This is a genomic window from Azospirillum sp. TSH64, from assembly GCF_003116035.1.
Classification (GTDB): domain Bacteria; phylum Pseudomonadota; class Alphaproteobacteria; order Azospirillales; family Azospirillaceae; genus Azospirillum.
This window is the reverse complement of the sequence record NZ_LGQW01000015.1, coordinates 7091602-7110199: the sequence shown is the minus strand read 5'-3', so window position 1 is coordinate 7110199 and position 18598 is coordinate 7091602. Positions and strand designations below refer to the sequence as shown.

The 18598-nt window shown below is 67.9% G+C and carries 15 protein-coding genes; 10 read left to right on the top strand and 5 right to left on the bottom strand.

Translation table 11 applies throughout. From position 1 onward, the window contains the following. The 4 genes from TSH64_RS33285 to TSH64_RS33270 all read left to right on the top strand — a co-directional run. Positions 1–221: SET domain-containing protein (locus TSH64_RS33285; RefSeq protein ID WP_146208150.1), on the top strand; the 221-nt coding region annotated here is incomplete at its 5' end. Continuing rightward, positions 218–964 (top strand): hypothetical protein, encoded by a 747-nt coding sequence (locus TSH64_RS33280; protein ID WP_199237729.1) that lies wholly within the window; start codon positions 218–220, stop codon positions 962–964. The genes TSH64_RS33285 and TSH64_RS33280, both read left to right, overlap by 4 nt. Positions 965–1006: 42 nt before the next feature. Then, positions 1007–2194 carry a porin gene (locus TSH64_RS33275; RefSeq protein WP_109453285.1) on the top strand — a complete coding sequence of 396 codons (1188 nt, stop codon included), beginning with the start codon at positions 1007–1009 and terminating at the stop codon, positions 2192–2194. A 397-nt stretch (positions 2195–2591) separates the two neighbouring features. Beyond that, on the top strand, positions 2592–4280 hold the full coding sequence (locus TSH64_RS33270; RefSeq protein WP_109453283.1) for an AMP-binding protein: 1689 nt from the start codon (positions 2592–2594) through the stop codon (positions 4278–4280). An 82-nt stretch (positions 4281–4362) separates the two neighbouring features. Here TSH64_RS33270 and TSH64_RS33265 read toward each other — a convergent pair whose 3' ends face one another. From TSH64_RS33265 to TSH64_RS33245, 5 genes are all read right to left on the bottom strand, one after another. Beyond that, positions 4363–5217 carry an SH3 domain-containing protein gene (locus TSH64_RS33265; protein ID WP_109451628.1) on the bottom strand — a complete coding sequence of 285 codons (855 nt, stop codon included), beginning with the start codon at positions 5215–5217 and terminating at the stop codon, positions 4363–4365. Continuing rightward, the gene (locus tag TSH64_RS33260; RefSeq protein WP_109451626.1) at positions 5214–5450 is read right to left on the bottom strand and encodes a hypothetical protein; all 237 of its coding nucleotides are present in this window, start codon (positions 5448–5450) and stop codon (positions 5214–5216) included. Before TSH64_RS33260 ends, TSH64_RS33265 begins: the two co-directional genes overlap by 4 nt. Before the next feature lie 34 nt (positions 5451–5484). Continuing rightward, the gene (locus TSH64_RS33255) at positions 5485–8598 is read right to left on the bottom strand and encodes an efflux RND transporter permease subunit (RefSeq protein WP_109451624.1); all 3114 of its coding nucleotides are present in this window, start codon (positions 8596–8598) and stop codon (positions 5485–5487) included. Positions 8599–8647: 49 nt separating this feature from the next. Beyond that, positions 8648–9262 carry a hypothetical protein gene (locus TSH64_RS33250; protein WP_199237728.1) on the bottom strand — a complete coding sequence of 205 codons (615 nt, stop codon included), beginning with the start codon at positions 9260–9262 and terminating at the stop codon, positions 8648–8650. Positions 9263–9351: 89 nt separating this feature from the next. Beyond that, the gene (locus TSH64_RS33245; protein WP_247873300.1) at positions 9352–11136 is read right to left on the bottom strand and encodes an HlyD family efflux transporter periplasmic adaptor subunit; all 1785 of its coding nucleotides are present in this window, start codon (positions 11134–11136) and stop codon (positions 9352–9354) included. Positions 11137–11810: 674 nt separating this feature from the next. Between TSH64_RS33245 and TSH64_RS33240 the strand changes: the two genes are divergently transcribed. The 6 genes from TSH64_RS33240 (at position 11811) to TSH64_RS33215 (ending at position 18576) form a co-directional block, all read left to right on the top strand. After that, positions 11811–12743: a mitofilin family membrane protein gene (locus TSH64_RS33240; protein WP_109451620.1), complete on the top strand. Its 933-nt coding sequence runs from the start codon at positions 11811–11813 to the stop codon at positions 12741–12743. 148 nt (positions 12744–12891) lie between these two features. Next, positions 12892–14478, top strand: a complete 1587-nt coding sequence (locus TSH64_RS33235) for a peptide ABC transporter substrate-binding protein (RefSeq protein ID WP_247873393.1) — start codon at positions 12892–12894, stop codon at positions 14476–14478. Positions 14479–14553: 75 nt separating this feature from the next. Next, positions 14554–15642 carry a tetratricopeptide repeat-containing protein gene (locus TSH64_RS33230; protein ID WP_109451616.1) on the top strand — a complete coding sequence of 363 codons (1089 nt, stop codon included), beginning with the start codon at positions 14554–14556 and terminating at the stop codon, positions 15640–15642. 25 nt (positions 15643–15667) lie between these two features. Then, entirely contained in the window at positions 15668–16114 is a 447-nt protein-coding gene (locus TSH64_RS33225) for a hypothetical protein (RefSeq protein ID WP_247873299.1), read from the top strand. A 105-nt stretch (positions 16115–16219) separates the two neighbouring features. Then, positions 16220–17401 carry an alanine racemase gene (gene alr / locus TSH64_RS33220; RefSeq protein ID WP_109451612.1) on the top strand — a complete coding sequence of 394 codons (1182 nt, stop codon included), beginning with the start codon at positions 16220–16222 and terminating at the stop codon, positions 17399–17401. 59 nt (positions 17402–17460) lie between these two features. Continuing rightward, the gene (locus TSH64_RS33215) at positions 17461–18576 is read left to right on the top strand and encodes an ABC transporter substrate binding protein (protein WP_247873298.1); all 1116 of its coding nucleotides are present in this window, start codon (positions 17461–17463) and stop codon (positions 18574–18576) included. Positions 18577–18598: the final 22 nt, after the last annotated feature.

Genomic DNA, 18598 nt, shown 5'->3' with positions numbered 1-18598 from the left:
GCGACGACGCCCGCTTCCTCAACCATGACGACGAGCCGTCCATCGGCCGGGCCGCCCCCGCCGACTGGCGGGTCTTCGTCACCCGCCGCGCCATCGCCGCCGGCGAGGAGATCACCTGCAACTACGAGGACATTTGCGCCGATGTCCGCGACGCGGGTGCAGCCAGCTATCTGTCCGCCAGCGATCTGCCCTCCAGCGATTTTCCTGGGGCGCCGGCATGACGCCGCGCGCGTCGCATCACCCCTTACGGACCAGCATCGTCGAACCCGCCGCCCTGACGCCTGAGCGGCGGGCGGTGATGTTCGCCCTGCTCAGCGTCTGGTTCGAGGGGTACGGCGAGGAGTATTTCAACGAGGAGCTGGGCGACCTCGACCACTGCGTCCTGCAGGAGGATCCGGAGACCGGCGAGTTGGTCGGCTTCGCGACGGTCTACCGCCAGGTGGCGGAGATCGCCGGCACCGCCGTCGGCGCCTTCCACACCGCCCACTGCATCCTGGAACGGCGCTTCTGGGGCTCGAACGGGCTGGTGCGTTCCATGGTCGCCGAAATGGTCGGGCGGGCGCGCGCCGACCGGTCGGGGCGGCTCTGGTATTGGAGCTACAGCGCCGTCGGCTACCGCTCCTACCGCTACATGCCGATGCTGTTTCTCCGCCACACGCCCAATGCGGACCGGACGCTCGACGACCTCGACCGCGCCTTGCGCGACCATATCGGCCGCGAATGCTTCGCCCAGTATTATGACGCGGAAACCGGCACCGTCGACTGGAAATGGCAGGGCTACGGCCTGACGGAGGAGGCCCGCGCCATCAGCGAGGCCAAGCTCGACAGCCCGGCAGTCGCCCAGTTCCGCGACATCAACCCGCGCTGGGCCGACAGCATCGAAATCCTCTGCCTTGCCCGCCTGACCGACGACAACCTCACCCCGTTCGGCCGCCGCTGGTTCCCCATTGCCCAGACGGCCTGACGCCTGCCGCCCTTTCCCGGAATGACCATCCCGATGCGCCCGATGTCCCAGATCTCCATTCTCCGCACCGCATCCCTGGCCGGCACCGCCGCCGCGGCCGTTGTCGTCGCGCTTCAGGCCGCCCCGGCCCTGGCCGAGGCCGAGTTCAGCCTGACCATCGGCGGCGACGCCTATTTCCAGGGCGCCTATGTCAGCCAGAAGCAGGACGACGGGCTGCGCTCGACCGAATTCTCCAACCGCCTGCGCCTGACCGTCACCCCGTCGGCCACCACCGACAACGGGCTGACCTATGGCGCCCGGCTGCGTCTGGTCTCCGGCAACGGCGACCCCTCGGTGTCGAGCCGGACGGTGGAGAACGACCGTGCCTTCCTCTTCGCCAACGGGTCCTTCGGCACCATCCAGGCCGGCGTCATCAACGGGCTGTCCGACGAATACGGCATGATCGGCCCCAACACGGAGGGCATCGCCGGCAGCCCGGACAGCAACGGCATCCTGTTCCTCCACGGCTCGTCGACCTACGCCGCCCTGCCCCTGGCGGCGACCAGCCTGCGCACGCTGGTGTCCTACGACACCGGGACCAAGTTCATCTATATCAGCCCCAGCTTCGGCGGTTTGCAGGCCGCGGTGTCCTACACCCCGCGCACCGGCGATTCCAACACGTCGATCAACCGCCGCAAGGTGGATGCGCTGGGCGATGCGCTCGCCTTCCGCGACGTGGTCGAAGCGGGTGCCGCCTTCCAGAACGCCTTCGGCGACGTGACGGTGGAGGCCAGCGCCTTCTACCAGACCGGCAAGGCGGTGCGGCAGAGCGACGGCATCGCCAGCCAGTCCTTCGAGGATCTGAACTCGTTCCATGTCGGCGCCAATGTCGGCTATGGGCCGGCGAAGGTCGGCGTCAGCTACGCCTACAGCGGCGACAGCGGCTATGCCAAGGGGACCGCGCAGTCGCGCGACCAGCAGAACCTGATCGTCGGCGCCCAATACACCAGCGGCCCGCTGCTGTTCGCCGCCAACTACATGCGCGCGCTGGGCAACGACATGGCGACCATGACGACGCCGGCCAAGGCCGACGTCTGGCAGGGCGGCGTCACCTGGACCGTCGCCCCCGGCCTGACCACCGGGCTGGAGTATGATTATGTCCGCTCGACCCTGTCGGGCGCTGCGGCCAGCGGCGGCGACCTGACCGACCGCGCGCACATCCTGATGCTGGACACCCGTCTGGCATTCTGAGGCTCCGGACGAGCACTCCCTGGCAGCCGGCCCGCCGAAGTCTCCGGACCGTTGCATGAACACGCATCGGTCCGCGGGCCTCGCGATTGCAGGAACCAGTGAAGTCTGGTCTTTCCATTTCGCATCATCAAAGTGGATTTAACAGCTTCCTGTACCGTCTCAAATTCAGGCTTGTCACATCCCGCCCCAGGCGCTTCCTGGCGTGACGCCTCGGTCTCCCGTCGACCGGGCCGACTAGCCGAACGGGGGATCGACAGACCGCCTCGGCACGGGTTCAGTAGGGGGAGCGCACAGCTCCCGCCGGGGGCGGTGCCCATAAAGGACCGCCGGTCCATAAGACCATGGTCCACTGATCATCCGGGGAAGGAAAGCAGCCTTGAGTACGGACACCACGTCGCTGACCCAGAGCTATGTTCACGGTGTAAGCAACACCCCGTTGCTGGGCGAGACCATCGGCGCGCATCTCGACCGCATGGCGGCGCTGTCCCCCGACCGGCCCGCCCTGATCGTCCGGCACCAGGACGTCCGCTGGACCTATGCGGATTTCAAGCGCACCGTCGACCGGACGGCGGCGGGGCTGGTGGCGCTGGGGCTGAAGCCGGGCGAGCGCATCGGCATCTGGTCGCAGAACAACGCCGAATGGGTGGTGACCCAGTTCGCCACCGCCAAGGCCGGGCTCATCCTGGTCAACATCAACCCGGCCTACCGCCTGCACGAGCTGGAATACGCCATCAACAAGGTCGGCTGCGCCGCCCTGATCCTGTCGCCATCCTTCAAGTCCAGCGACTATCTCGGCATGATGGCCAGGCTGGCGCCGGAGCTGGAACAGGCGGCCGCCGACAAACCCCTGTCGCTGCAACGGCTGCCGACCTTGCGCCACCTGATCCGCCTGGGGGCGGAGAAGACGCCGGGCATGCTGAATTTCGACGACCTGCCGGCGCTGGCCCGCCCGGCCGACGTGGCGGAGCTAGGACGGCTGGCCGGCATCCTGCAATTCGACGATCCCGTGAACATCCAGTTCACCAGCGGCACCACCGGCAGCCCGAAGGGCGCCACGCTGACCCACCACAACATCCTGAACAACGGCTTTTCCGTCGGCGAGGCGATGCGCCTGACCGAACAGGACCGGCTGTGCATCCCGGTCCCCTTCTATCATTGCTTCGGCATGGTGCTGGGCAACCTCGCCTGCGTCACCCACCGGGCCTGCATGGTGATTCCGGGCGAGGGCTTCGACCCCGTCGCCGTGCTGAGCGCGGTGCAGGAAGAGCGCTGCACCGGGCTGCACGGCGTGCCGACCATGTTCATCGCCCTGCTCGACCATCCCGACTTCGCGCGCTACGACCTGTCGAGCCTGCGCACCGGCATCATGGCCGGCTCGCCCTGCCCGATCGAGGTGATGAAGCGCGTGGTCTCCGAAATGAACCAGCGCGAGATCACCATCGCCTACGGCATGACCGAGACCAGTCCGGTCAGCTTCCAAAGCTCCACCGACGATCCGCTCGAACGGCGCGTCTCCACCGTCGGGCACATCCAGCCGCATCTGGAGGTGAAGATCGTCGATGCGGAGGGGCGCATCGTCCCGCCGGGCACGCCAGGGGAACTGCTGACCCGCGGCTATTCGGTGATGCGCGGCTATTGGGGCGACGCCGAGCAGACCGCCAGGGCCATCGACGAAGCCGGCTGGATGCACACCGGCGACCTCGCCACCATCGACGGGGAGGGCTACTGCAACATCGTCGGCCGGCTGAAGGATCTGGTGATCCGCGGCGGCGAGAACATCTATCCCCGCGAGGTGGAGGAGTTCCTCTACACCCACCCCGACATCGCCGACGTGCAGGTGTTCGGCGTTCCCGACCAGCAATACGGCGAACAGCTCTGCGCCTGGATCCGGCCGAAGCCGGGAACGGCGCTTACCGAACAGCAGGTGACCGCCTTCTGCCAGGGCAACATCGCCCATTACAAGATCCCGAAATACATCCGCTTCGTCGAAGAATTCCCGATGACCGTCACCGGCAAGATCCAGAAATTCGTCATGCGCCAGACCATGATCGGGGAGCTGAACCTGTCCCAGGACCGCACCGCCTGACGCACACTGCCCCGGCCGGCGGCCTGCCGGCCGGGGGAGTCCCTGCTTCATGCGCCTGCCGGCAACGCCGGGGCGACAGGTGTCATGACGCCCGCCCGCCCCATGGCAACCAGGCGCCGATCCAGCCATAAACGGCCCCGGTGGCGGTCGAGAACAATCCCTTCGCCTCCTCCGCCAGCGGCGGGGCCTTGTCCTTCCACTGCTTGACCCACTCGACGGCCGGCTGCATGTCCTCTTCGACCGACTTCAGACGGTCGCTGAATTTTCCGAACTCCTCACGCTCCGCGCTCAGCCGGGTCGATGCCTGTTCCTGCAATGCGGACAGGGTCTCCATCATTCCCTTCGCCATCTCGATGGTGGCGTTCAGCGTCTCCATCCGAGACGCATCTCCGCTACCGCGTTCCGCGAGGGCCTGGAGGTCGGGCATCGCCGCCAGCTTCCGCTCGATCTCGTCGAGCCGGGCCTGGAGTTTGTCAAGCCGCTCCAGCAGGGCCGGATCGGCGGGTGCCGGCGCGGGAGTGGACGCCGCGGCAGCGGCAACCGGCGTGGAGACCGGAACCGGGGCGTTTGCCGGGCCGGAGGCGCCGCCGGCCGCCGGAGCAGCCGCGCGCAGCAGGTCGGCCGAGACGAAACCGGTCCGGCCGCTCTGCGTCACCACGCTGTACCAGGGGGCGTCGGCCACCTTGCCGGTCACCCGCAGGCGGCTTCCGCCATCGACCAGCTCGATGCGCGCCGCCTTCGCCGAGGGCTGCTCGCGCACATTGATCCGCGCGGTCGCCACGAAGTCCCCGTCCAGCGGCGTCACCTGCGCCGGCGGCGTGTCACGCGCGCTCTGCGCCCCGGCCGTCGGCGGCGAGGCCAGGAGGAACAGGGCCAAGGCGGCCAGGGCCAAGGTGTCCTGGGGAAGCGGACGAAGAGCCGGACGGGTCGAATTCATGGTTTCGCGCTTTCCTCGTTCACAAAGTCACTGGCCCTGATCAGCCGGTCGATCTCCGCCTCTTCGCGGGCGAGCTGGGCCTCCAGCTCCGGGCTGACCTTCCGGCTGCTCCAGAAGGCGTCCTGATAAAAGGTGTCGTACCAGTTCTGGAGCGTGTTCATGCCCACGTCCATGGCTACGCCGCCGAGCAGCGACGCGGTGACGACCAGGACGGTCAGGGAGGTCGGCTCCATGATGCTGTCTCCTCGCGGGTCAGAAGGTCTCGGGTCAGAAGGTCTCGCTGGCGAGGTCGCCCTCGGCCACCACCCGCAACCGTTCCAGCGCCTCCTGGCCGAAGCACTGGAACAGCACCGGGGTGGTCAGGGTGTCCAGCAGGGTGGAGCTGATCAGCCCGCCGAAGATGGCGACCGCCACCGGATGCAGGATTTCCGTCCCCGGCATGTCGGACGAGAACAGCAGCGGGATCAGCGCCAGCCCGGCAGACAGCGCGGTCATCAGCACCGGCGTCAGCCGCTCCTCGCAGCCGCGCATGATCAGCACCCGGCCGGTCGGAACCCCCTCATGCAGGGCGAGATTGATGAAATGGCTGATCTTGAGCACGCCGTTGCGCACCGCGACGCCGGTCACCGCGATGAAGCCGATCATGGCGGCAAGGCTCAGATCCTGGCCGAAGACGACCAGGGCGGCGACGCAGCCGATCAGGGCGAGCGGAATGTTCGCCATCACGATCAGGCTCAGCACCACCGAGCGGTAGCGCTGGTACAGGACCAGGAACACCAGGGCGATGGAAACCGCACACAGCCCGGCCATCACCGGACGGCTTTCCTCCTCCTGGCGGAAGCTGCCCTCCAGCAGCGTGTTGTAGCCGGACGGCAAGGGTGTGGCGGTGATCGTCGCCCGCATCTGCGCGACGATGGCCGACATGTCGGACCCGTCGGTGTTGGCGGTCAGCACGATCCGGCGCATGCCCGCTTCGCGCATGATCTGGTTGGGTCCGGCGGCGTTCACGATGGTGGCGACGGAGGACAGCGGCACATAGCCGGCCGGGGTTTCCATCCGCATCTGGGCCAGGGTTTCCGGCGTGCGGTCGGCATCCGACAGGCGCAGCACCACGTCGAAGCGCTTGCCGCCGTCGATCACCTGCGACACCGTCCGGCCGTTCGACAGGCTTTCCAGCGCCTGCGCCAGCTGTGCCGGCGTCACGCCGAACAGCTTGGCCCGCTCGTAATCCAGCGTGATGCGGATCTGGGGAACCTGGACCTGCTGCTCGACCAGCAGGTCGCGCAGCCCCGGAATCCCGTCGAACTTCTCCCGGAAGCGGCCCGCCAGCATGCGCAGCGTGGCCAGATCCTCGCCGAAGATCTTCATGACGATGGCGCCGCGCACGCCGTTCTGCGCCACCTCCATGCGCGAGGTCAGGAACTGTGTCACGGTCAGATCGACCGGCAGCACCGACAGGCGGTCGCGCAGATCCTCGATCACCTCAGCGCGGCTGCGGCCATCCAGCCGGACGCGGATCGGGAACTCGCTGCTGTTCACGGGATCGGCGTCCTCGTCATCCTCGTTGCGGCCGGTGCGGCGGGCGACGCTCACCACCTCGGGCACCTGCAGGATGATCTGTTCCGCCATCGCCCCGACCCGGCTCGATTCGGCAAGCGAGATGCCGGGCCGGTTCAACAGCTGGACATACAGCGTTCCCTCGTTGAAGGGAGGAAGGAAGGAGCGCGGCAGCAGCGGCAGGACCAGCGCCGACAGCACCACCAGCCCGGCGGCGGCGGCCAGCAGCGCCCGGGGATTGTCGAGCGCCCAGCCGAGCGCCCGGCCGTTCAGCCGCTTCAGCCAGCGGATCAGCCGGCCGTCATGCGACTCCTCCAGATGCTTCATGTTGGGCAGCAGATAGGCGCAGAGCGCCGGCGTCACCGTCAGCGACACCAGGAGGCTGGCGAAGATCGACACGATGTAGGCGATGCCGAGCGGGCCGAACAGCCGCCCCTGCTCCCCCGGCAGGGCGAACAGTGGCAGGAAGACCAGCAGGATGATCGCGGTGGCGTAGATGATGCCCGACCGCACCTCCTGCGAGGCGCGCATGATGACCTCGATCACCTCCAGCGGCCGGTGGCGCCGCCGGTTGTCGCCCAGCCGCCGCAGCGTGTTCTCGACATAGACCACCGAATCGTCCACCAGCTGGCCGATGCCGATGGCGATGCCGCCCAGCGTCATCGTGTTGATGGTGGACCCCATCAGCTTCAGCGTGATGATGGTGAGAATCAGCGACACCGGAATCGCCAGCAGCGAGATGGCGGTGGTGCGCGCGCTCCACAGGAAGGCGGCCAGCACGACGGCGACGATGACGATGGCGTCGCGCAGCACATCCTCGACATTGTCGACGGAGGCGCTGATCAGGTCGGCCTGGCTGTAGGAGATGCGGTCGGCCTGCACGCCACGGGGCAGCGAGGGCGTCAGCTCCGCCAGCATGTTCTCCACCCGCTCCGCCAGCGCCACGCTGTTGGCGCTCGGGTGCTTGAGGATCGCCATCAGCACGGCCGGCTCGCCGTTGAAGCTGCCCTCGCCACGCTTCACCTTGGCGGCGAAACTGACCTCGCCGATCTGGCTCAAAAGCACCGGGCGGCCGTCGCGGAAGGCGACCACGAGGCTGCGCAGATCGTCCAGGCTGCGGCTGCGGGCGACGTTGCGGATGATGAATTCGGTGTTGTAGAGGTCGTTGAAGCCGCCGCTGCTGTTGCCGCCGAAGGCGGTCAGCGCCTGTTCCACCTGGGTCAGCGTGATCCCCAGCATGTTCATGGCGACCGGATTCGGGGTGAAGCGGAACTGCCGCACGTCGCCGCCGACGACATAGACCTGCGACACCCCCTCCACCGCCATCAGCCGGGGCCGGACGGTCCAGTCGGCCACCTCTCGCAGGGCCATCGGATCCATGCCGGGAGCCTGCACCACCAGCTGCATCGCCAGCCCCATCACCGACGACATCGGCGCCAGATGCGGGACGACGCCGGCCGGCAGCCGCTCGCGCACCATGCCGATCCGTTCCGTCACCTGCTGCCGGTTGCGGTTGGGGTCGGTGCCCCAGACGAATTCGACATAGATCAGCGAAAAGCCGGGGCTCGACGAACTGCGGATGCGCGACACCCCCGGCATGCCGTTCAGCACCAACTCCATCGGATAGGTGATGAGCTGTTCGACCTCCTCGGGCGCATAGCCGCCGGCCTCGGTGACGATCGTCACCATCGGCGGATGCAGGTCGGGAAGCAGGTCGATCGGCATGTCCCGCGCGATCAGGACGCCCCAGCCGGTGATCAGCAGCGCCGCGATCAGGACGAGGGGGCGTTGGCGCAGGCTGAGTCCGACGAGAAAGGTGAACATGACGACGGGCGTCTCCGAAGGCGGCCGGAAGGCTGGAGGTGGCGAAGGATCAGGCTGCCTTGCCGGGCCAGCGGCGGCGGATGGCCACCGGATGCTGCCACATCCACAGGAGGGCCACGATCAGGGCGACCGCCACCCCCGCCCAGACGATCGGCCGGTGGGCGGATGCGGCGCCGGGGACGGTGTCCGCCAGTCGCGGCACCAGCAGGTCGGCGGCCCCGGTCGCGGTCGCCCCGGCCAGCGCCATCCTCACCGTCAGCGGCGTGACGCTGGCCGGCGGCAGGTAGGGTTCGGAGCGGTAGATGCCGGGAGAAACCTCGCTCAGCTCCAGCGTCTGCCGCGGGGTGTCGATCCGCAGGTCGGCTCCGCTCAAAGCCTCGCTGCTGTCATAGCGGTCGACGAAGGCGAACAGCCGCTTCTGGTTGGCGATCACCACGACGCTGACCGGTTCCGCGGCTGCCCCCCTCACCGTCGTCCGGGCCAGATCCATGACCATCGCGACGCGCGGAGACGCGGCGATCCCGGCCGCCCCCGCCTCGTCGGCCAGCACCTGCCCGGCGGAACCGGCGGTCATCCCCGCCGCAAGGCACACCGCCAGCACGGCGGACACCGCGCCGGCGGCGGCGCAACGGAGCCAGTCTGCCGTCCTGCTGCGAAAATCCATGGCGTCCTCCACTGTATCTGCGTTCATTGTTTTGGCCGGGCATCGTCTTGGCCAGGCGGCTTTCGCCGGGCGGACCCGGAAAGGCGGCGCTACTGGAACTGCGACAGCAGCCGGGCGCCATGGGTGACGATCCGGGCGCCCGGCTCCAATCCCGCGGAGATCAGCACGCTGCGGCCATCGATCATCTCGGTCTTGACCGTGTGCGGCATGAAGACCTCCGGCTCGACCAGTTCCCAGACCTGCTCGGCCCCGCCCGAATCGTTGACCACCGCCTCGCGGGCGATGGGGATACCGTCACGCATCTTCGACTCGTTGCGAATCGTGACGGTCACCGGACGGCCGACCCGAAGACCCTCCATCGGATTCTCGATCCGGAACATCAGGGGCACCGACTGCTGCTGCAACGCCAGCCCGCTGCCGATGAAGGTCAGGTCGAGCGCGTCGCCCTCCGGCGTCACCGCGCTGGCATTGCGGACCAGCTGCGTGCCGCGGGCGACCTCCGGGTCGGCGGCGACCGCCTCGATCCACAGGCGCTGCGGGTTGACGATCTCGAAAATCTTTTCGCCGGGATGGACGATGCGGCCGTTGATGGCGGTCGACGCGCTGATCACGCCGTCGATGGCCGCCCGCAGCACCTCCTGGGTCTGAAGCATCGGCAGCAGGGCCTCCCGCTCGCGGCGCAGACCTTCCAGCCGGACCTCCGCCTGCATCACCTTGCCGTCGCGGAAGGGCACGAACCAGAACTGCTTCAGGATCTCGACGCTTTCGGCGGTGATCCGGATCTCGTTGGTCAGCCGTGCCACCTCGCGCCGGACCTGGCTGCGGTCGACGACGCCGATGGCCGGCGCGACATAGCCGAGGATCTGCCCCTTGCGCACCGTTTCCCCCAGGACCGGCATGCCGGTCTTCGGCGGTTCGATGCGGCCGAGCAGGCTTGCCTCGACATCGCCATGGGCGTTCGGGTCCGGAACGATCCGGCCGGGCAGCTTGACCGTCAGCGGCGTGCGCACGCTGTCGGCCCTGTGCGTGCGGATGTCGAACATCCGTTGCAGCGGCTTCGGCACGAAGTAGGAGCCGTCCGGCCTGCGCTGAGGCTTGTCGACCGCCAGCGACGCCAGCAGCTTCGCATCCGTCGCGCGAGGTTGCGGCGCGGTGGGCACCACGTCGGCCACGGCGGCCACCGGCGGCGTTGCCGGTTCGGATGTTGCGGCCGGGGGCTTCGGCAGGACGGCTTCCGGCACCGGTTCAGACGGCAGCGGTTGCGATGGGGGCGGAGCAACGGTGCCGGCCGGAAACGCGGCATTCAGGACGGATGGCGACGCGGCGGGAGCGGTCTGGCCAGCCTCCCGTGCCGAAGGATCCTGCGCCGATGCCGCCGGCATCGCGGCGTCCGCGACATGGACCTGGCTGACCGGGGTGCGGTTGACCCCGAACATATACGCTACTTCCCAGCTGAATTGGCCGAGAGCGGTCGATCCGCTGGAAATATAGCTGCCGACCGCCGCGACCGGTGCGGTTGCCGTGTTCACCATCGCGCTTGCCGCCGAGCAGGCGGTCGAGCCGATCCATTGGCCGGTGCCGGAAAGCCAAGCCCCATCAGCGGACGAGGCGGCGGTCGGAGCGGCGGACGGGCGCCGCACCCTGACGGCAGCCTCGTCCTCCGCTTCCGTTCCGTGACGGCTCCAGGCCGCGGCGGGTGCCGCCGACATCGATGCCAGAAGAATTGCGGCGGAAACCGCAGAGGACACCGCGCGGGACAGCCCCACGCTCCGCAAGAGCGCTACCGGCTGGCCGAGCCGCTGCCGGCCCCGCTGCCGGGGTCCCTTCGCCAGCCTTGCGGAGCCGACGACATGAGGCTGGTCTTGGCCCGCCATGGTGCGATCCACCGTTCCAAACACATTCGGCATGTAGATTCCGGCGTTCGATGATGCCCGTTCCGGTCGACGAAGCAGCGAACGCACGACCGTCCCGGATATGGACCCGCTTCCCCCGGCCGGCGCGCAAACCTCGCCTGCCGTCATTGGACCCGAGGAAGCCTAACGAATTATGAATGACCATGTTGGGATACGACGTTCTGAAATATAAGCAATGATTCTGCGCAATCTTTGAGAAGGGCTTTCCCTGCGAAGACTGTTAAGAGCCGTAACTTTCCAAGGAATCAGTCGCAAAAATCCTTGTTATCACCGCTGATTACATTTTCAACCTAACATGTTGCCACTGATAAGCCAGCGCATCCTTTGATGAAAATTTCTCGGATAGACAACAATAAGACTCTGACTCAGAACGAAAAGTTTCAACACTGATCAAGTCTGCAAATTTCCCGTGAACGCTTTTCCATTTACCCTGATTGAGGTAGCCTGTCCGATATGAGATATGCGGACTACTGGACACTCGAATCAAGAACCGTTTTTTCACATGCCGACGCTGCAGGAAGACGATGCCCCCCGGCACCGTCGGCGCCGCCCCTGTCGCCGGCTTGGAAACCGGTCGTCGACAGTGACTTGTGGACCGCAGCAGCCCATGCCAAACCCGAGCGGAGCGTGACCGTATGCAAGACGTCCAATCCACCGAAGAAACCGGCAGCCGATCCGGCATCGACCGGCAGGCGTCCGAAACGGCCACGCCCGGCCCCCAGACCGCGCCCGCCATCGTGCAGCCCGGCCGCAGCAACGGTCCGGTCGTCCTGACCATCCTGCTGGCGGCGGCAGCGGTGTGCGGCACCGTTCTCTATTCCGACGACCTGCGCTCGTCCTTCCTGTCTCCGAGCCGCAGCCAGCTGAAACTCGATACGCTGGAGCGGACCGTCGCGGGGCTGACGGCGATGCCGGAGAAGCTGACGGCGCTGGAACAGGCGGTCGCGGCGGCCGGCAAGCGAACCGACCAGCAGGCCGTCACCGGCCGTGCGGTTTCGGTGATCGCGGCACGCCTGCTGAAGGAGTCGCTCGGCAAGTCCGACCCCTTCGCCGACGACCTCGCGCTGATGCGCCTCTCCGCCGCGACGGACGCCGAACTGTCGAAGGCTCTCGATTCGGTGTCGGGCTACGCGGCCAAGGGCGTGCCGACCCGGACCCAGCTCTATGCGTCCTTCGGGCTGCTCGTGCCGTCCGCTCTCCAGGCGGAGGTGCAGGACGGTGCGGGCGGACTGCGCGAAACCGTCTGGGGCTGGATGACCGGCCTCTCGACCGTCATCCTGGCATCGGCGTCCGATTCGCCGCCGCAGGCCGCCGATCCGACAGCCCCGCAACCGGCGGCTCCGCAAGCGGCGGAAAGCAGGACTCCGGCGCTGCTGGCGGCCACGGCGGCCCGGCTCGAAGCCGGAGAACTCGAGGCGGCCATCGATGTCATGGCGTCGCTCGACGGCGTTGCCGCACCGGTGGCGGCACCCTGGCTGGCCGACGCCCGCGCCCGGCTGGCCGCGGAGCGGACCGGCGCCCTCTTGGAAACCAGGATCCGCAGCTGGAGCGCCGCCGGCACCCAATAAGGAAGTCGGCCCGCTGCCGGGATGCGCGTCCGGCCGCTTGGCGGCCTGCGGCCCCGGACCGGTGGGCCTGACACCGATCATTTTCCAATTCCACCGCCAGACTGCGAGGCTACCGGTGACAGAGCTAAAGAAAAAGGTATCGGCGGTGATGGTTGCCGCCGGGCTTGCGCTTTTCGCCGGGACGGCGGCGCAGGCGGCAACGGTGCTGAACCGCGGCAACGGTGGCGAGCCGTCGACGCTGGACCCGCACCGCACGGACGGACGCATTGAATCGAACATCCTGCGCGACCTGTTCGAGGGGCTGGTGGTGTATGGCCCTGACGGCCGCATCCTGCCGGGCGTCGCCGAAAGCTGGCAGGTGTCGGAGGACGGCAAGCTCTACAGCTTCCAGCTCCGTGCCGACGCCCGCTGGTCCAACGGCGACGCGGTGACGGCCGAGGATTTCGTCTACAGCCTGCGCCGCGCCCTGACGCCCAAGGACGGCATCCAGCCCTCCTCCAACATGCGCGTCATCAAGGGTGCCGCCGCCGTCATCGACGGCACCAAGCCGGCCGACACGCTGGGCGTCGCGGCGCCGAACCCGCGCACCGTGACCATCGCGCTGGAAGCGGCCACTCCCTATTTCCTCGACCTGATCGCCGCCGACAACAGCGCCCTGCCGGTGCATCGCGGCACCGTCGAGTCGCAGCGCGAGCGCTGGACCGATCCCGGCAAGATGGTGACCAACGGCGCCTATGTGCTTGAGGAATGGCGGGCCCGCCAGCAGATCGGCCTGGGCAGGAACGCCAATTTCCACGGCCGCAGCGGCGTCTCGATCGACAAGGTCAACTTCTTCCCCATCGACGACTCCGCCGAGGAGGTAGACCGCTTCAAGGCCGGCACCCTCCACCTCACCTACGAGGTGCCGCAGGACCGGGTGAAGTGGATCTCTCTGACCGAACCGAAGGTGTTCTGGAACAGGCCCTTCCTGGCCACCTACTATTACGCCTTCAACCTCACGGTCGAGCCGTTCAAGAGCAACCGCGACCTGCGCCGCGCGCTGTCGCTTGCGGTCAACCGCGAGAACATCGTCGACAAGGTCACCCGCGCCGGCGAGACGCCCGCCTATGGGCTGGTGCCGCCGATCGTCCCCAACTATCGCCGCCAGACCGCCGACTTCATCGCCGAGCCGATGGACAACCGCCTGCGCGAGGCGCGCCGCCTGTTCTCGGCCGCGGGCTTCAGCCCGATGCAGCCGCTGGCGGTCGAGATCCTCTACAACCAGTCGGAAAACAACCGCGTCATCGCCGACGCCGTCATTTCCATGTGGCAGGACGCCTTCGGCAAGGGCATCCAGGTCAAGCCGGTCAGCGTCGAACGCACCGATTACCTGAAGCGCCGCGCGCGGCGCGATTTCCAGATCGTCCGCGCCGCCTGGATCGGCGATTACGCCGACCCCACCGTCTTCCTGAACCTGATGATGTCCACCGCCCTGCCGCCGCGCAACGATCCCGGATACCGCAGCCGCAAGTATGACGATCTGCTCGCCAAGGCGGCGGCCAGCGAGGATGCGGCCCAGCGTTCCTCCCTGCTCGGCCAGGCCGAGAAGGCGATGATCGACGACGACCCGGTCATCCCGATCTACCACTTCTCCACCAAATCGCTGGTCAGCCAGCAGATCAAGGGCTGGGTCTACAACGTGCGCGACGTCCATCCCAGCCGCTTCCTGTCCTTCGCCGAAAAGGCCGCCTCGTGACCGCCGCCACGGCGACCACGGCAGCCTGACAGCAGACAGACGGCACAGCGAAAGCAAAGCGACAGGGGGAAACACATGGATTTCGGCCTTCTCACCATTCCGCTGGTGACACTGGCGATGGCCTTCGGCTTCGCCGTGTTCACCGATACCCAGACCATCCATTTCGACTATGTCGACGTGCCCGACTCGATCTCCCAGGAAACCGGGCTGACGCCGGCGGTGGTGATCACCAAGCTGGCCGACGACATGCAGGAGATCGAGCGGCAGGCCTTCACCAAGGCCGAAGCCCGTCAGGTCGAACTGCATGCCGACCAGAGCGCCACCTCGGTGCTGGGCGAATATCTCGGCGTCACCCCGCTGATCCGCGTGGTGCAGGAATCGGCGCACATGATCCCCTTCACCTTCTCCGGGGAAATCGTGCGCCACGACCAGCAGGTCGAATTCATCCTGCGCAGCTACGACAGCCACCACAACAAGACGCGGATCTCGCGCAACGGCTCGGTCGACGACATGAAGGGCCTGATCCACGGCGCCGCCTATGAGGCGATGCGCGTGGTGAACCCCTACATTCTGGCCGCCTACCAGTTCAAGCGCGACCGGCTGTCGCGCGACTTCACCCCGACCCTGGAAATCCTGCGCCGGGAGCTGGAAGGGCACGACTCGCGCTACGCCCCCTGGCTGCACAATCTGTGGGGCATGGTTCTGTACCAGCAGAACGACCGCCACGGCGCCATCCACCAGTTCGAGGAGGCGGTGCATCTCGACCCGAACTTCCTGTCGCCGCGCCTGAACCTGGGCGTCGTCAATGCCCGGCTCGGCGAATACGAGTCGGCGGTGCGGAACTTCACCGCGGTGGTGCAGCACCCCAACGTGGCGCAGAGCCCGGCGGTGAAGGCGGCGGCGCTGAGCGAATGGGGCTTCACCCTGGCCCTGACCGGCCGGATCGACGAGGCCTATGCCAAGTTCGACGAGGCCAGCCGGGCCGATCAGAATTTCTCCGACGTCTATTCGAGCTGGGCGGAGGTGCTGAGCGCCCAGGGACGCCGCGAGGAGGCGGAGCGGATGACCGCCAAGGCGCTGAAGCTGGCGCCCAAGGAGGTCGTCTACACCGAAAACCTGATCGGCACCGTCCAGAACGTGCCGGCCACCGCCAGCATGAATTGACGACCTGATGGAGGGGGGCCGAAGCATGAGGCGGAACGCACACTCCACAACCATTGCCGCCGCCATCGCGGCGATGGCCCTCCTGGTCGCGGCGGCTCCGGCCGTGGCGGCGGGTGGGCATGGCGGCCGTCAGGTCCGCCATGCGGTGCCGGTCCATGCCGAGGTCAAGCATGCGTCGGCGCACCGCAGCAAGGGCAAGGGCCATGGCGAAAGCCACGATGACGACCATGGCGGCGGCCACAGCACCAGCGTCCTGCTGCTGGTGATCTACGGCCTGCTCGGCGTCAGCAACGACCATGGCGGGGATCACGGCGGCGGACATTCCAGCCCGATCGCCTCGATCTTCGGAGGCGGCCATGGCGGTGGGCATGGGGCAGGCCATGGTGCCGACCATGGAACGGGACACGGCCCCGACCCGGCCGGAGCCCATGGCCCGGCCGACGCCGGGATCATCCCGGCAGCGGCCCATTGATGGCGAGCGATTGAGTGTGGTTGGTCCGGGGCCCGCGGGTTCCGGTCGGATTTCCAGAGCGGAGACGATGCAAGCAACCGAAAACAGCGCTACGGGCCGGTCGTCATGACCGTTGATGTCGCAGGCTGCCACACCGTCCTTCATATCGACCGGCTGACGTCCAATCTCGCGATGGCCAGATCGATGCTGGACCGTGGCGCCCGCATCCTGGGCGTGGTCAAGGCCAACGCCTATGGTCATGGCGCCCTTGCCGTGTCCCGGGCGCTCGAACGTGCAGGCATCGACGGTTTCGCCGTCGACAGCCCGGATGAGGGAATCGAGCTGCGGCAGGCGGGGGTCGCATCGCCGATCCTGGTGATGAACCCGCTTTGCCCCGGCGACGCGTCCGCCATGATCGGGTTCGGCCTGACGGCGACCGTCAGCGATGTCGAAGCGGCCGAAGCGCTGCAAGCCGCCGCCCGCCGGGCCGGACGCCCGGCGGACATTCATGTCAGGGCCAGATCCGACTGCGCCGGGCTGGGCGCGGACGGGGACGCGGTGGTCTCCCTCCTGCGCGCGTTGCGCAGCCTTGCCAATCTGCGGGTGGAGGGGTTGTTCACCCACATGATCGGTCCCTACCGGGACGATACCGCCCAGATCGGGCGGGAGGTCGCGGGCTTCCGCACTCTGATCGACCGGCTGCCGGCCGACTTGCCGAGGCCGCCGCTCGTCCATGCCGTCACCAGCCCCGGCCTGTTCAACGCCCCCGACGCCCGCTTCGACATGGTCCGGCTGGGTGCCGTGCTCTACGGCATCCGCATGGTCGAGGCCGGCGGCGCGCCCTTCCCGTTCCGGCCGGTGATGGAGCTGGTCTCCCGCGTCGCGCATCTCTGCCGGCTGGAGCCGGGCGACGACATCGGATACGGCCCGGCCGCCCGGCGACGGAGCGATGGACGACGTGGGGGGCCGGCCGGAACCGGAGGACGGGCCGCGATGATCCCGGTGGGCTATGCCGACCTCCCCTATCTGCTGCGCTTCCGCGACAGCGCCGTGCTGATCCGCGGGCGGCGGGCTCCGCTGATCGGCGAAGCCTTCATGGGCAAGGTCCTGGCGGATGTCACCGACATCCCGGACGCCGCACTGGGCGACGAGGCGGTGTTCGTCGGGGCGCAGGGCATCGAGACGATCACGGTGGAGGACATCGGCAAGGCCAACGGCATCCGCCCGTCGGCCGTTCTGATGCTGGGGCCGCGCGTGGCGCGCCGCTTCGCCGGCGAGGTTGGGGAACCGGTGGGGGGCGTGGAATGAGCCGATGCGGACAGATGCCAAACCGGCGCCAAGTGATCGCCGGTGCCGGCACAGCGGTGATGAGCGCCCTTCTTCCGCGTGGCGCGCATGCAGGCCGCGCGACCGACAACGCATTGCTGCCGAAGCTGACCGACGGGCGGCACTGGCGCATCGGCTATGCCGAAACGATGCCCTACGGCAATTATGCGGGCACCCTGGCCAGCATCGTGAAGGGGCTGGACGCCCTGTCCTGGCTGAACGGAGCGGCACGGATGCCCTATGACGCCGGCCAGAGCGACAGCGAGGCGCTGTGGCGCTGGCTGTCGGCGCGCGATCTGGGGCCGCGCATCCGCTTCGTCCCCGACGGCTGGTACGGCGGGCTGGATCAGGTGTCGGCGGAACCGATCCTCCAGCGGCTGGAAAGCGGCAGCGACATCGACCTGATGATCGTCATGGGCACCATCGCCGGGCGGAAGCTGGCGCTGGACCGCCACGCCGTTCCGACGCTGGTGTTCTCCACGACCAATGCGGTCGCCGCCGGCATCGTCACCGCCGCGGAGCGCTCCGGCCGCAATCATGTCTGGGCCCATGTCGATCCCGAGCGCTATCACCGCCAGATCCGCATCTTCCACGAGAGCTTCGGCTTCCGCCGGCTGGGGATCGCCTACGAGAACAGCCCGGCCGGCCGTGCCATCGCCTCCATCGCCGACATCGAGGCGATGGCGGGACAGCTGGGGTTCGAGCTAGTGGCGCGCCATGTCCAGGCCCCCGTCGGGTCCGACGATCAGGAGCGCTATTACGCCGATCTCGCCGCGGCCTGGGGCGACCTCTCCCGGCAGGTCGACGCGATGTACATCACCTTCGGCCGCTGGAGCCTGGAACGCTTTCCGGCCCTGGTCGGCATCTTCCAGGAGCGCGGCATCCCAACCTTCTCGCAGCTTGGACCGGAGGAGGTGGCGCAGGGCGCCCTGATGAGCGTCGCCCGCAGCGATTTCGACGGAATCGGCCAGTTCGGCGCGTCGGTGATCGCCCGGCTGGCCAATGGCGAGAGGCTGGCGGAGATGCGCCAGATCTATTTCGACACCCCGACCATCGCCTGGAACCTGGCGGTTGCGAACCGGATGGGCTACCGCCCGGCGATGTCGGCGCTGCTGGCCGCCGACAACATCTACACCAGCCTCGGCGCCATGCCTTGAGCGGCCCGCCATCAGCCGAGAG